Origin of the sequence: Methanolobus sp. ZRKC4 (genome assembly GCF_045291305.1) — an archaeon.
GTDB lineage: Archaea > Halobacteriota > Methanosarcinia > Methanosarcinales > Methanosarcinaceae > Methanolobus.
In genome coordinates this window covers 2,943,191-2,957,049 of the sequence record NZ_CP146983.1, presented here as the reverse complement: position 1 = coordinate 2,957,049, position 13,859 = coordinate 2,943,191, and the positions used below count along the sequence as shown (strand labels likewise).

General features: G+C 41.6%; 14 protein-coding genes. 13 read left to right on the top strand and 1 reads right to left on the bottom strand.

Annotation, left to right across the window (positions count from 1 at the left end):
* Nucleotides 1-2 precede the first annotated feature (2 nt).
* Nucleotides 3-5,819, bottom strand: a complete 5,817-nt coding sequence (locus tag V7O67_RS14525) for a hypothetical protein (RefSeq protein WP_406670363.1) — start codon at nucleotides 5,817-5,819, stop codon at nucleotides 3-5.
* 798 nt (nucleotides 5,820-6,617) lie between these two features.
* On the opposite strand from V7O67_RS14525, the gene V7O67_RS14520 reads away from it, so the two are divergent.
* The 13 genes from V7O67_RS14520 to cas7i all read left to right on the top strand — a co-directional run bounded on the left by V7O67_RS14520 (nucleotide 6,618) and on the right by cas7i (nucleotide 13,859).
* Nucleotides 6,618-6,905, top strand: coding sequence for a hypothetical protein (locus V7O67_RS14520; protein WP_342304163.1), 288 nt, complete (start codon nucleotides 6,618-6,620; stop codon nucleotides 6,903-6,905).
* Nucleotides 6,902-7,045, top strand: coding sequence for a hypothetical protein (locus V7O67_RS14515; RefSeq protein WP_342304164.1), 144 nt, complete (start codon nucleotides 6,902-6,904; stop codon nucleotides 7,043-7,045). The genes V7O67_RS14520 and V7O67_RS14515 overlap by 4 nt, the downstream gene beginning before the upstream one ends.
* Nucleotides 7,046-7,057: 12 nt before the next feature.
* Complete coding sequence (locus V7O67_RS14510; RefSeq protein ID WP_342304165.1) at nucleotides 7,058-7,438, top strand: hypothetical protein; 381 nt, start codon at nucleotides 7,058-7,060, stop codon at nucleotides 7,436-7,438.
* The gene (locus V7O67_RS14505) at nucleotides 7,439-7,723 is read left to right on the top strand and encodes a hypothetical protein (RefSeq protein ID WP_342304166.1); all 285 of its coding nucleotides are present in this window, start codon (nucleotides 7,439-7,441) and stop codon (nucleotides 7,721-7,723) included.
* Nucleotides 7,724-8,128 (top strand): hypothetical protein, encoded by a 405-nt coding sequence (locus V7O67_RS14500; protein WP_342304167.1) that lies wholly within the window; start codon nucleotides 7,724-7,726, stop codon nucleotides 8,126-8,128. It begins immediately after the preceding gene.
* Between the two features lie 97 nt (nucleotides 8,129-8,225).
* Nucleotides 8,226-8,453: a hypothetical protein gene (locus V7O67_RS14495; protein WP_342304168.1), complete on the top strand. Its 228-nt coding sequence runs from the start codon at nucleotides 8,226-8,228 to the stop codon at nucleotides 8,451-8,453.
* Nucleotides 8,453-8,605: a hypothetical protein gene (locus V7O67_RS14490; RefSeq protein ID WP_342304170.1), complete on the top strand. Its 153-nt coding sequence runs from the start codon at nucleotides 8,453-8,455 to the stop codon at nucleotides 8,603-8,605. Before V7O67_RS14495 ends, V7O67_RS14490 begins: the two co-directional genes overlap by 1 nt.
* Complete coding sequence (locus tag V7O67_RS14485) at nucleotides 8,605-8,817, top strand: hypothetical protein (RefSeq protein ID WP_342304171.1); 213 nt, start codon at nucleotides 8,605-8,607, stop codon at nucleotides 8,815-8,817. Before V7O67_RS14490 ends, V7O67_RS14485 begins: the two co-directional genes overlap by 1 nt.
* Nucleotides 8,814-9,452 carry a hypothetical protein gene (locus tag V7O67_RS14480; RefSeq protein WP_342304172.1) on the top strand — a complete coding sequence of 213 codons (639 nt, stop codon included), beginning with the start codon at nucleotides 8,814-8,816 and terminating at the stop codon, nucleotides 9,450-9,452. The genes V7O67_RS14485 and V7O67_RS14480 overlap by 4 nt, the downstream gene beginning before the upstream one ends.
* A 303-nt stretch (nucleotides 9,453-9,755) precedes the next feature.
* Nucleotides 9,756-10,217 (top strand): hypothetical protein, encoded by a 462-nt coding sequence (locus tag V7O67_RS14475; protein WP_342304173.1) that lies wholly within the window; start codon nucleotides 9,756-9,758, stop codon nucleotides 10,215-10,217.
* 257 nt (nucleotides 10,218-10,474) lie between these two features.
* Entirely contained in the window at nucleotides 10,475-11,200 is a 726-nt protein-coding gene (gene cas6 / locus V7O67_RS14470) for a CRISPR-associated endoribonuclease Cas6 (protein WP_342304174.1), read from the top strand.
* Complete coding sequence (locus tag V7O67_RS14465) at nucleotides 11,197-12,912, top strand: hypothetical protein (protein WP_406670362.1); 1,716 nt, start codon at nucleotides 11,197-11,199, stop codon at nucleotides 12,910-12,912. The genes cas6 and V7O67_RS14465 overlap by 4 nt, the downstream gene beginning before the upstream one ends.
* Before the next feature lie 2 nt (nucleotides 12,913-12,914).
* Nucleotides 12,915-13,859, top strand: a complete 945-nt coding sequence (cas7i, locus tag V7O67_RS14460) for a type I-B CRISPR-associated protein Cas7/Cst2/DevR (RefSeq protein WP_342304176.1) — start codon at nucleotides 12,915-12,917, stop codon at nucleotides 13,857-13,859.

Genomic DNA, 13,859 nt, shown 5'->3' with positions numbered 1-13,859 from the left:
GTTCAGATTCTTTTTCTTAATACATATGCAGCTCCTAATCCAGTCATTAAGATCAGTATGGATACTGCCAGATAGAACCATATCGATTCTTTTTCAGGGTTTGTATCTGTTTCTGTTGCCATAGAGGTATTTGGAACACTGGTTTTCGGGTTTTGGAGAGGGGACTGAACTTCTTCATCCGTGATTATCGGGATTCTGCGATGCCCGTCCGGGGGTGTAGGATCGAGCACATGCTGCGTTATTTCATTGCCAGAAAGCCCGTACATGCTGAGATGGGATACATTTGCCCAGATGTATCCCTCGTATTCCTTGTCGTAAATGACATCATTTGTGGTATTTACTCCAACATCGTTTACCCAGTCCACATCATTTGACAGTTTCTCCCATATTCCGGACAATTCATTGAACCAGTAAACACCTATGGATTTTTCATCGATATCTCCGGGATCATTCGCATCACCATCACCGGTTCTGTCAAGGTCTTCAACAGTATAGTAAATAACGATCGTTGCCCAGTCTATATTGTTTACCGTAGCGTTCAGGACATTTTCAGTTACATTTATGTCCAGATATTTCCCAACATCCTTTTCATTCACCTGGGTCAATACGTGAGGAACATCTGTTGAGTTATAGGTAGCCAGTCCGATAGTGGGTTTTCCAGGTTTTCCAAGTTCGATCCAGATAAACACGTCCATCTCTTTGATAGCATCAACAGTTATCGAACTTACAAGTGTCTGATATTCTATAGTCTGATTAAGGGTCTTGAAAGAATCCAATACCGCGTAGTGGTCGAAAACATAGGGATGGGATAGCATCACAACTGTCTGGGGTGAAGTCCAGATATCATAAGCGGTATAGAACCTGTCATAGTCCGATTCCTGCATCTTTGCCAGATCATCCGGTGAGGAGCTATTCAGGATGCCGTAGCTTATATTGCCTGCAGTATTGTTCTCAAGACCTGGTCTTCCAACGATCAGGATGTACGGTTTGCTTGAATAATTGGCTAGTTCTTCAGGCTGGAAAATTGTGACATTGCTGTATTTATTAAGATTTTCTATGAACTTCTCGGTATCTTCATCCGTGTCATAGGTCATCCAGATCTCTTCCACGTTGGGAGCCAGTGAATAGGGGTCTTTTGAATCGTTGATACCATTACCCCTCGTATCGCCGAATACCGGGTTCGTACCGTTCAGAAGTTCGGAATAATCATCGAGACCGTCGCCATCCGTGTCGTTGTTCAGGGGGTCCATCCAGTTTTCAATTTCCTCATTGTCACCAACACCGTCACCATCTGTATCATTAAGCAGCAAATTGGTATTATACAGGCTCTCATTGCCATCGTCCAAGCCGTCCCCGTCGGTATCAGGATTTCGGGGGTCGCTACTCTGGTTATATTCCTCCCCGTCAGGCAGCATATCCCCGTCAGAATCCGGATTAAGCATGCTCGAGTTAAATGCAAGCTCTTCGGAGTCATTGAGCCCGTCGCCATCCGTGTCGTCATCTCTTGGATTGGAGTAATTCAGGTACTCATAATAATCCGAGACTCCATCTCCATCGGTATCATATAGCCAGGGGTCGGTTCCAAATATCATTTCAAGGTTATCATCCAGACCATCGACATCACTATCATAACCTTTAATGTTCGTCCCGAGCACCCATTCAACGTAATCTGTCAGCCCATCATCGTCTGTATCCACATCTCTGGGATTTGTAAAGAAGTTGAACTCCTGATAATCAGTGAGTCCATCATAATCGGTGTCATTGATCAAAGGCTCACTCGTCACGTTTACATAGAAGACACCGGTTGAATTTACAAAGGACACAGCCCAGCCGTTCATCTCCTCAATATTCCTCAGACCTTCCCCATCTGTGTCACTATCGGGATCAAATATATCCGGAGGGTAGTAGACCTGTGTTTCATTGAACTTCTGGATGATATTATTCTCCTCATCTGCAACATAGACACAACCATCCGGACTGACACCAATTCCCCACGGCCTTTCAAATTGCCCATCGGATGAACCTTCACTACCCCATGCCAATTCATGCAAACCATTGGTGTCAAATCTTAAAATCCGATGATTATCACGGTCCGATACAAAAACATTTCCTTCAGAATCCGCATTCATTCCATATGGGGTGGAAAAAGTCCATGGGGGATATCCGGGGATGGACCTGATAAAAGTACCACTGCCACTGAACTTCTGAATGCGATTGTTACCCATGTCGGCAACATATACATATCCATTGGAATCTGTTGCAATCCCACTCGGATGATCGAATTTTCCAGCCACGGTTCCCAAACCTCCCCATTGTGTGCCAGTGTAGACACAGTTAATATTGTACTTTTTCACTAAATGGTTCACACTATCAGTGAGATATAAATAGCCATTTTGATCGGTTGCAACGTCGTATATTGGAGTAGCAAAACTAGCAGTGTTCGATAGTTGGTTACCATTCAGATCGTACACAATAACTCCGTTATATGCGCCATACGGGTCGGCCATGGCAACAGCAACGACGTTATAGATATCATCTGCAATTCCATACCCATAATAAGGTATTGACCAGCTTGTTATAAAGGTTCCACCGGAATCGAATTTTTGAACACGATTTCTGTCAAGGACATACACGTTTCCGTTTTGGTCAACTCCAACGTCACGGCAGTAATCAAATTCTCCATTCCCTGTTCCTTCACTGCCCCATTTTGTAACAAACTCCATGGCAGGAACAAGTTTTGGATTTGCCACATCGTTATTTCCATCACCGTTAGTATCCTTTGACCGTGGGTTTAGATTGCTGTAGTATTCCGTCTGGTCATCCAGGCCATCGCCGTCCGTATCGTTCAAAAGTGGATTTGAGCGCACCGGTATGTTTATCGTCTTGCCATCAAAGTTGAAGGTGATCGCCCATCCGGTTTGTTCCATGTAGTCTGACAGTCCATCGTCATCGGAATCCCAGTTCAAGGTATTGGTGCCGTAGAAAAGCTCCATTTTGTCATTCAATCCGTCCTGGTCAGCATCCCAATTATTTGGATCTGTCCCGATGTCCAGTTCGTATTTATCGCTCAACCCGTCCCCGTCGGTATCCCATTTCATCATGTTGGTGACCGTTTCTTCCGAGTCGTTCAACCCGTCGCCATCACTATCCACAGGATACGGGTTGGGAGGCATATCCATGGTAAAACACCAGTCTTCATTACCAAGTATACAGACCTTATAGATCATATGAGCCCAGTCCTTGAAATCTTCAATATTTTCGGGCAACACGTCAAAATAAACAGTAGGGATATTAAGGATCTGGAAACCTGTTTTTTCCCTGTCGTATGTATGCCATCTCATATCCCATTCTATTTTTTCTTCGATGTAATAGTATTTGTAGTCAACTTTAAAGAAGGCTCCCTGCCCGAAATTGATGGTCGGTCTAACAGGCTCCAGCCATGCCTTGGCAGCGTAGGTTGTATTTGTTGAGTTCGGATACTTCGAATCGTATGCGACAATATCAGTAGACTCATTGTATGAAGCGAAATACGAATTCTTCCACAGTAACGTGTATGACGGGATAACATAACTCTTCTCAACGTGTCTGTACCAGTCGCCATATTCTGTTTTTGTTACCGTGGAATTCACGAGGCTTTCAAATTCCACACGATCCCCCACGTCCAGCCCGTTATCGTCATAATCCAGAATGTTTATTGAGTTCTCCAATATTTGCATATCGACTGTAGTTGCCTGATGTACTTCCATGAACTGCCCCACAAGCCAACCTATCAGATCTGCAAAACCAGATCCAAATATGCTGGCTATAGCATCAGCTATCATTATTATGGCAGCAATTACCTCTCCTATGGGTCCTGATAGCAAAAGAAGTGCAAGGATCACAAGATAGATGGTCATTGCAGTAAGATATACGGTTGCCTGTAAGGTTGAACCACTATCCAGAAATATTATGAAACCAACAACAGCAAAAGCGGCTTCAAGTGCAATTGCTGCAAAAGTAATGACCTTTCCTGCAACTTTCAGGACTTTTATTGCTTTAGTGGCTGCCTGTGCGGCTGCTTTTACACTAATTCCAATTGTAACTTTGATAGCACCCCATAGAGCTTTTCCAAATCCGACCAACTTGATCGAGGTGAACAAATATACGCCAAAAATGGCGAGTTTTATCGTGGGTGTAAGATACCTGAATCCATCTGCTTTAATTTGAGCTTTCACATCCATTGCATTCTGGAAACTAGTGTATACCCCGTTTAGTCTGGTCACCGCTGATTCACCGAAATTCCATAAAAGCGCCATGCTCATCATGGAATTAATTGTGTTTTCATCAAGCCCGTTGATCTGTCCCCAATTATCCACTTCAGTTAAAAAGGACTCCACATCAACACTTTCGTCTGTGGTTGTGTCATACCAGCTCATCTTGATGGTTTTCATGACAATGGCAGGAGATGGGGAGGTAGTCAGGTCGAAATCAAATGCATTTCCGTTGACGCACACGTCGCCAGAAACAAGATCATCGATGCCCTCACTGGTAAAGCTGAATTGATATGCGGCAATTAGTGGAAGTATCTTGTTTTCAGGCAATGATCCGAGTGCTTGCTCTTTCATTTCGGACGTTGTGTTAAACACTGCCATATCCCGATGCGAGACCGATCCGATCTCAGAATTGATGGTCAAATTCGCATCTATAAGCTCGTCAGGCATATCATATAATGTCGTCTGGTTATCCCTGAGATACGAAAAGGCCATTAAAAAACCTGCCAGCAATGTCTGGTTCACACTGTCACCGTAGAACATGCCAACATCAGTACCATAGTTCTCTTCAACGTCAAATCCAGTGAGCATGAACCCTTCTTTATATTTGGCAAGAGTGACGATTTCAGATTCTATTTCCCCGGCGTTCTCATTATCGGTCTTTCCTTGCACCAACCAGACCAGACTTGTGTTAATAGAAATATCCAAAGGACTTGATGCTGGGAAGAACATCCTGCCCCCAAAAGCAACGTTGGTACCATAATCCTTCACGACAGTCAGGGGAATGTACAGCCTGTCAGAGGAAACCACAATACCATATTCCAGCAGGTCAGACTGGTCAGGGATCACGTTTGATTTTAATTCGAGCATGGGAATGAGCTTGATATCATCAGTTGAATTATCTAGGTCCTTCATCTGGCCCTTTTCGTCATACGGCCAATCCCAATTCTGCAATGCTAACCTCAAATTGTCAGGATTCTGAGGCTTTATCTGGAATGTGAGATATGTCGGGTTTCCATTTGTTCTTATATCAAAAAGGAAGTTGTCATTAAGACTGGAATGTGAGTAGGGGGACAGGTCTATTGAATCCATCACTCCATCATCATCGTTGTCAAGGTCCCATATATTTGGAAAACCGTCACCATCAGCATCAAGGGACTCGATGTCTGTCACTTCAAAGTAATCCGACAGCCCGTCATGATTTGAATCCGGTTCAAGCGGGTCCGACTTATAGAAAATCGATTCATTATAGTCGTCCAGCATGTCAAAATCAGAATCTGTGTTATTAAAATCAGTTCCAAGAACCGCCTCAACAGAATCGGGCAGTCCGTCGCTATCCGTATCCGTTATGTTTGTTGAAGCGTCTATAAGTCCGACCACGTCCATATTGGTGTTGATCTGGTTCTGAGAACTGAGTTGAGACATCATTTCCAGAGCAGCAGCAGTACCTGTTGAAATGTAAGAAGGTTCTTGAAGTGATTCCTGTCTGCTTGATGCAGCTGCTGGGTAGAACTGGGCAGCTAATAAGATAACAATAATCATCAACTTACAAGTTCCACTAATTTGCAAAACTATACCACCGAACTCTAATAAATTAGAAAATGTTAATGTATAATAAAGTTGTCATTTGTTCGTAACAAAGTTGTTTTAGAAATCAATATTCTGCGAAGTTTTACACCCTTTGCTCACTGGTGCTGGATTAGAAAATGGCTCAGGACATCGATGAATGAGTACAAGGATATTTATATAAATATCTATGGAAGTCCACATTCATCCCTGCATATATTTTATCAAATAAATTACATTCTAAGTTATCACCATGTGGCATCTAAATTTTGAATGAATGATTCATAAACATGTATGTTTTCCCAAAAAAAAGCGCAGGACTGCCAATCGGTCATAGATGAATAATCTTCAATAAAAACGCTGGAATTTGTATCCATTTTGACTCTCACTATAGTATGCAGACTTTAGTTAACTCTTAACATAAGTTGGATATGCAACTACTAAGTTATAGTATAAATAAAATACTTTTTAATCCCAAATGAAAATTACTTTCACCCTACTCACAATCTCTTTAATACTCAAAAAAGTCAATAAGTCCAAAGTACGTACAATGGGAGATGCGTGCACGGTTTGGAACAAGCACCTAGGATGACGAATCCAGGATGTGAGAAAATCGTACCAAAAGTATGTGTTACAGCACATACTACCGCACCTCATGTCGTTCTTAATCAATATACTATTTAATCTTTCGCTTATTTACAGATTTATCGTGATCAAGTAGAAATTCTTATATAGTATTTGCAATATACAACAAATTTAGCTATGTTACAGCATGGCTAAAAAATAAATGGAACAAGTATCATGACGAGTAAAAGCGACGACAGGATAGCTTCGGCTATTTCCAGAAGCGACCTTGCAATAGTCAAGGTAGCCAGTAAAGACCATGAAAAGATATCTAACGTACTCAACGAGCTGCAATCTGTTTTTATGCAAAAATGTAACTCTTTAGGAGTACCTATAAAACGAGGCAGGTCTAACAACCTGCCCACCATCTCACATGCCGTGAATTTCCTCATAGGTCACGCAAGTTTCAATCCCACAGACGTTGAAGCTTACACCGAGACCCTGGCAAAGGAGGCAACAGCATGACCGAGGTCTCCCTGCAATCCCGACAGAAAGCCCGTGAGATCTACGAGGAGCACAAAGAGCTCATAGAAGCCGACATAGCCTTTGGTGCCCCCCTTCACATGAGAATAGCCCGTACAGTCAAAGAAGTCGCAGGACTCTAAAGGGTGATCTCATTGAATCACAAAATTATCAGCGACAGTTCTAACTCTGCTCAACAGCAGTCTCATCCCATTTCTAAGAACGGACGCTGTCCTTCATACATCCTCTCATCAGATGATGAGTTTACAGCTACAATTGCAGAAATCAATCTGCAGGCTGTAAACCTGAATGCATACTTTTCTATCCTTCAATCTCGCTTAGATGCAGTACTTCACAATGAAACGGCGGACCCTTCTTTAATAACCCCCACTCGTACCACAATCACCACGGGGTCCGCTCTTATACCTCCTCTGATTACTCGTGGAGAGGTCGAGGATTTCAAAAGAACAGAACTTGCAAAACTCGGCCTTGATTACATCCCTCGGGTATTGGCAGAGTTTCAGGAGGGAGAGTAAATGAAACTCACTCCTGACGTGCGTGTTCGCTGGGTAATTGCAGACCCAGACAATGAGACTGGTTCTAATATTATCCCAGGTTTACATCCTGACCAGATATCCAACGCCAACCTTCGCACAGATGATGACTGTGTACATGTTTCCTGGCTGGAGATTGTTCCCGGGTGGAAAGCAGAATTATATGGCTATTCAAAGGCTGCTGTCCGTGGTGGGATAATTATTTTATCTATTTTGTACTTTTGGACATTTGGTGCAGTTGTATTTCAATCACTAGGAGTGATCTGAATGACCTCTGATCAACCCTGTCCTGATTGTGCTGAGATCTTCCCTGATCTTACTCCTGTAATCACAATGGAAGCACGCATTGTAAGCAAGCTTACAGGCATACCTGCAGAGAAGCTGCAGGAGATCAAGGATGCACCAAAGCCAAAAGATGGGCCACTCACTTCTGAGATTGTTAACTATCGTGAAGCTTATCATTTTTTGATTGGTGCTGTTTCCGGATCAGTTCTCGCAATAGGATATGTGTTCTATTTTCCCTTTGGTATGGCCATGCAGATCTACACAGGATTCATGCTGCTGCTCCTATTATTTGCATTGCTGGCAGGATGGAAGGCCACACGTGCCAGGTACATAGAACACTACAGCACATATCTTGCTCCAGAACACTCTGAGGGAGGTGATGAGTAATGTGCTGCTGGCAGAGATTCATAGAGATCTATTCACGTGAGAATTTCAAGGATCCAGATAATAGCCAGGATAAAGAAGCAGACGAGGCGGTGTACTGATGTCTGGCTTCGAGCTTACTCAACAAGAGATGATCAACTGGAAAAGGTTCCAGAAGATCACAAAAAGAAAACCTGCAGAACCACTCAAAAATATACCTGTTAAGCGCAGAGAGGAGGCTGTGGATCTGTACCTTGAAAGCAAGTCTTTAGGACATGTGTGTAGCCAGTTGAAGATGGCCAGAGGAACACTGACCAAAATACTAGACCTTTATGAGGTGGTGTACTGATGGCAGCTCCTAATATTCCTATCTGTGCTCGTTGTGGCTTCACTACAAAGAACGCACGTATGACTGACGAGGGTCTGCTTTGCTCTCGTTGTTATTCTTCTTATTGCGAAGAGCGGGCAGAATACTTAGCATATGATGTGTGGTGTTACTAATGTCTGACATACTAAATCCTGCAGACATTGGGATGAACGTTAAAGAAGACCAATCTTTACACCAAGCTGCTAAAGCTCACCGTAGGAAGATCAGAAGGGTCAAGCATCGAGGATTTAAGAGTCACATTCAAGCCTGTTCTACCTGTGGTCACTACATCTGCAGATGCCAGGATATCAAACGAAGAGAAGAGATCAAGGGGGTGATGCAATGACAGGACCGCTAAAAGGATCACATCCTGCAACAGGTCTCTGCAGGAAAGTAAAATGCAAACATCTTCTACCTGAAGATATTGACACCGTAAGAGGTCCTCGTATCAGCTGGTACTGTGGCCTTACCGATAAAATCCCTGGAAACATGGTAGAATGTCCTTTGGATGCTCCGGAGGAAGTCATGAAGGTCCTTGCAGTACGTCAACCATGGGCTTCCCTTATTGCCATGGGAATTAAGGTATTGGATATCCGGTCCACAAACTGCTACTATAGAGGACCAGTGGCAATCTATGCAACCCGGGGAAATGTTCGAAGGAAGGATCGCAAATACTTCGAAGAAGTCCTGGGAAGGAAGATCTCCACACTTCCCCATGGAAAGATTCTGTGTGTGGTGGATATATCCGGAACGATTCCTTTTAAGAACCCGGAGAAGTTTGCTGCATATTCAGAGTGTCACTATCTAAGTCCATTCTTTTTTGAGAAGGATATGCGTGTATATGGCTGGATCTTCCAGAACGTAAGGCCTGTTAAGCCAGTTGTGGGCTTCAAGATGCCAAAGGGCTGTATAAACTGGTCGAAGATAAGGGCCAATGTGATTGAGTCATATCTGCCTATAGTCCAGGAAGTGACAGCATGATAGTCTTGGATATTTTTTATGATTATTTCCAGAAAGATCTCCTAGGTTTCCACTGGAATGCTTCAACTAAGATAGGAGTGTGATTTTCGAGAATTTGAATACGAATACGTACCCATACGTACGCCAAAAATCTCCGGACCTCTAACACGTATCGCTATGCTGCGGTGTAGCCTAAGAGGTAACTGAGCCGGGGCTCTGTTGCCTTGGCATGCGTACGTACCCATACGTACGTATGCGGCTCTCGGTTTTTTCCGGGTATTAATCAATTTGAAAATCGACACGAAATGTAGGAGGTGGCATTATATGAAAATCAAAACTACAACTTCTATTGATCCTTATTTAAAATCATCATTTGAATCAACTCAATCACTCCATAACAAAAGCTTCTCGGAAGTTTTGGAAGCAGGAATCCAGCAGGTACTGAAAGATGTATCTCCGCTAGAATATGTACAGCTTACTATTTCCCAGAGGGAGCAGGAATTATCTGAGCTCAGATCAAAGCTTGCTGAGCTTGAAGTTCTGGATAGGCAGAGGAAGACAAGCAAAAAACCGGAATCCACATATAATCCACAAGTCCAGGAATATCTCGAAGAGTTTCGGCAGGAAAAATTTGAGAAAACAAAGGCAAGTAATATTCGTTTATGGAAGATGGGCCAGGTTAACTGGAAGAATGTTATTAGTAGCTATCAGTTTACTGATAAGAAAGAAGCTCAGGAATGGTTTGCTCAAAGGATTGCTCAAGAGAAATATGCAGTTTCAGTTTGACATTTTAAAATTCATAGAACCTTATATGAGCTAAGAACAACCAGGTCAATCTAGCACATCCTTAACCAAAGGAATAAACAAAATAAGAACAGTAATCGCTTTTAAAGCTCTAATATCTATAATTGTGGAGGTAAATTATCATGTTTTTAAAAAACAAATGATAATTTTAGTGCATTTTAATAGAGATATTTCTCATATTTGTTCATATTTGGATTATTTTAGGAAGGTACAAATATTATTTGGTGGTAGTTTTATTCATGCGATGTAAGGTAAGCATACAAAAAATAACAAATGTTTCAATTCATTATGATTACCAGTACGGTCTTGCTTCTATGTTGTACAAGCGCCTCGCCAATGCAAACATTACCCTTGCAAATGAGCTGCACAGCCATCAGGGATTTAAATTCTATACATTTTCCAACCTTATAATCGAAGACTGGATACCGGATAAACATGGGTTGAACTTTACAAAGGCCCACTTTTTCATATCTTCACCTGATTCTGAGTTTATCCGTAGTTTCACAGAAGGATTGCTTCTTCAACCAGAGTTTTTCCTTGGAAGAGAGAAAAAAGTAAATTTCATAATTGAAAGTATCGAAATACTGCCACAAACTGAGTTTACAGATACCTGTACATTCACGACGCTCTCACCATTATATGTGAAGACAATGAGAAAAAAAGATGAAAAACTTGTTGAGATTGACCTGTATCCGAAGGATGCTAAATTCTATGAGAATCTCCATACGAACCTCACAGCCAGATATGAGGAATATCACGGACACAAGATTGAGCACGATTTTTTTGATATACTGGATGTGAATAACTTTAAACCAAAACGAGTGTCTATAGGTAACAGTTTCAGACGATGTAGTTTGCTGACGATGACACTTGAAGCTAGTCCAGAATTTGTGAAGTTTGCCTATGATGCAGGATTCGGAGAGAAGAATGCAATGGGATTCGGGTGTTTGGGCGTGGTGGAGTGAATAGTTTTATTGTGGATGGCTCGTTAGAGGGTTCTTTAGAAAACAATGGCAAATTTGAGCTCAATTTCAAGGATACAGGAAATTATTGGTTAGACTCTGGTATTGTTGCACTATTCAATGCATTTGACAAGCATAAGAAATTAGCAACAAATCTTGGAGTTACGGTCAAAGGGCGTAGATTTGCAGTAGAAGGTCCAGATCAGCAAACAGTTGTTCAATTTATCAGTCAGGTAATTGATAATCTTGTTAATATGAATTATATCACGCCTACACAAAACAAGGATATCTGGTACGATGAAGCTGATGGAGAGTTCAAACTTTATCAGAAGACAAATTTCACTCCATTTCATTCTGCTCTTATCTCGGGAGTTGTTCCTTCCATAAATAATAAGTTGCTAATAAAAGATATGAATGCAGACCTAAATGAGAAGTTTGAAGCAGCGTTGGATTCTTTTAATGAAGGTACAGAGCAGAAGGCGAAGATTGGACCAAAGCAGGCAAGTAATGTCGACAAGGCATATGTGCCAATGGATGTCCCTAAGCTCTCTCTAAAGACTGCTCTGGACTTTGAAACAGGGAAAAACAACTGTTCTTTCTGTGGTCATTCAATCAAAAAAGGAGCAAATCCGACCGGTGTGAACTATCCATGGCTTACATCTAGTAATAAACTTAAAAATTTTAATCCCATGCATAAAGGAAAACTTGTCATGTGTGGATATTGTGAAGCAGCGTCAATTGCAGTTTATGATCTCTTGCGCTATCACATCAATGGTGATCGCCTATTTGTAGCTCTTCCACATGCTGAAAGCCTCGATGAACTCAGAAGTGTTTGGAATGACATTAAATCATATGCTCCAACAGAAGGAAATGAAAGCGTTTACTGTAACTTCACTGAACAGAAGATTCCTACTTTTCATCTGAGTGAGAACTTCGTGTATCTTGCAATAGCCATGTATCAGTCAATAAAGGATTACATATCTCTAGGTGACAGAGAGGACAAAGATGCATGGCAGCGTTTCACTTCAAAGAGATGGTATGCCACTTTAGGTGTCAAGACACAAAGTTTGCAGTTCAGGAGAAACTTTGAATTTGCAAGATTCGGAGATATGTTTCTATTTTTTGATCAAGTGACTGAAGGAGAGGATGGAGTAGATTTGTTCCAGTTATTCAGTGATCTGTTCGTTGAAAAGAAACGTGGTATCAGCATTGCTAATGTGATTCATCGAGAAAAGATCTGTGAAAAAATGCTCAGTTTTGATGACATCTCGAGTGAGGTGGAGAGATTCACTTTTGAAAAAGGCAGGCCAGTAAGAGGCCTCCATCATTTTGTGAAAATATACATGATAATAAGTGTAAAGGAGGGTTCCCGTGTGGATGAGAATATAGTAGAGATATGTGAAAGTATCGGTGACAGAATTGGAAAATATAGTTACTTTACCAAAGATAAAGGTGTTCTTTTTGGACTGAGAAATTCCAAGAACCTGACCGAATTCTTGGAGAATCTTAATAGTGCACAATTCAAAATGCCAAATGAGAAGTATTCAGGTCGTCTTAGAATACCAAAAGAGTTACTATTAAGTATCAATGAAAAGAACTGGAGGCAATATAAATCATTGATAACTATTTTTGCTAAGAATCCTCCATTGAAGAAAGAGGAGAAAATTGAGGGTGAAGAAGTTCCGGACGAGACTGGAGAAGTCAAGGAGGAATGAAGATGGAATCAAATTGCTTAAACATCAGTTATCTGTTCAAAATGAGTATAGGAAATGCAAACAGTGGATTTAACGAAGATAATGTTTCTACGCTTAAAAAGATTACACTACCAGATGGTTCAACACTACCATATATATCAGGTCAGTCGATTCGTCGCAATATAAGGAACAAGTTTATGGAGTTGGGGTGCGATGTTTCCCCATTACAGGATCCTCGTAGTGATGAAGAGAAGACAAGTGAATCGAAAACCAAAAGTCCTGACTTTACAGAATGTGACCCTGTAAGCTATATTGACGATGATCTTTTTGGTTTCATGAGAGCAGTAACTGGTGATACCCGAAAACGTACCTCTCCTGTGCGGGTAAGTTCTGCAATTGGAATGTACTCCTTCCAGAATGACCGTGATCTTGGAACAAGAAGTAGTGAACAGACACGTGGGAAGGCCGATGCTGGCGGATCAATGTTCGAAACTGAAATCACGCACAATTATTTTGCAGTCAACATACTCATCGAACTTGATCGCATAGGAAAGTTTAGTGGAATGGAACTCAACAAGGACGAAGGCTTCGAAATTGATGCAGAAGCAAAAGTTGAAAGACTGAACTCACTGATTACAGCAATAGAATACCTATGGGGAGGTGGAAAACAGAGTAGGCTCCTTTCGGACATGTCGCCGAAGTTTGTAGTCTACACACGTCAATCTTCAAAACTACCTCTCTTCATTGAAACTTTGCGCACGAACCCCGATGATATTGGTTCTGTGGATGTGAACTTATTGAACAGTACACTTGTAGCGAGTAAAAGCATAATACAAAATGAATGTATTGGATATCTACCAGGTTTTTTCAGAAATGATAATGAAATCAAAGAAACATTCAAGATTGTCAACCTCAATGAATGTTTTGACCAGATACGAGATGATATAAAGAACGTTTACATCGGGTGA

What these genes read in the sequence shown, in the direction of transcription:
- V7O67_RS14520 (WP_342304163.1), top strand. Translation starts at nt 6,618, where the DNA reads ATGACGAGTAAAAGCGACGACAGGATAGCTTCGGCTATTTCCAGAAGC.
- V7O67_RS14515 (WP_342304164.1), top strand. Translation starts at nt 6,902, where the DNA reads ATGACCGAGGTCTCCCTGCAATCCCGACAGAAAGCCCGTGAGATCTAC.
- V7O67_RS14505 (WP_342304166.1), top strand. Translation starts at nt 7,439, where the DNA reads ATGAAACTCACTCCTGACGTGCGTGTTCGCTGGGTAATTGCAGACCCA.
- V7O67_RS14500 (WP_342304167.1), top strand. Translation starts at nt 7,724, where the DNA reads ATGACCTCTGATCAACCCTGTCCTGATTGTGCTGAGATCTTCCCTGAT.
- V7O67_RS14495 (WP_342304168.1), top strand. Translation starts at nt 8,226, where the DNA reads ATGTCTGGCTTCGAGCTTACTCAACAAGAGATGATCAACTGGAAAAGG.
- V7O67_RS14490 (WP_342304170.1), top strand. Translation starts at nt 8,453, where the DNA reads ATGGCAGCTCCTAATATTCCTATCTGTGCTCGTTGTGGCTTCACTACA.
- V7O67_RS14485 (WP_342304171.1), top strand. Translation starts at nt 8,605, where the DNA reads ATGTCTGACATACTAAATCCTGCAGACATTGGGATGAACGTTAAAGAA.
- V7O67_RS14480 (WP_342304172.1), top strand. Translation starts at nt 8,814, where the DNA reads ATGACAGGACCGCTAAAAGGATCACATCCTGCAACAGGTCTCTGCAGG.
- V7O67_RS14475 (WP_342304173.1), top strand. Translation starts at nt 9,756, where the DNA reads ATGAAAATCAAAACTACAACTTCTATTGATCCTTATTTAAAATCATCA.
- cas6 (WP_342304174.1), top strand. Translation starts at nt 10,475, where the DNA reads ATGCGATGTAAGGTAAGCATACAAAAAATAACAAATGTTTCAATTCAT.
- cas7i (WP_342304176.1), top strand. Translation starts at nt 12,915, where the DNA reads ATGGAATCAAATTGCTTAAACATCAGTTATCTGTTCAAAATGAGTATA.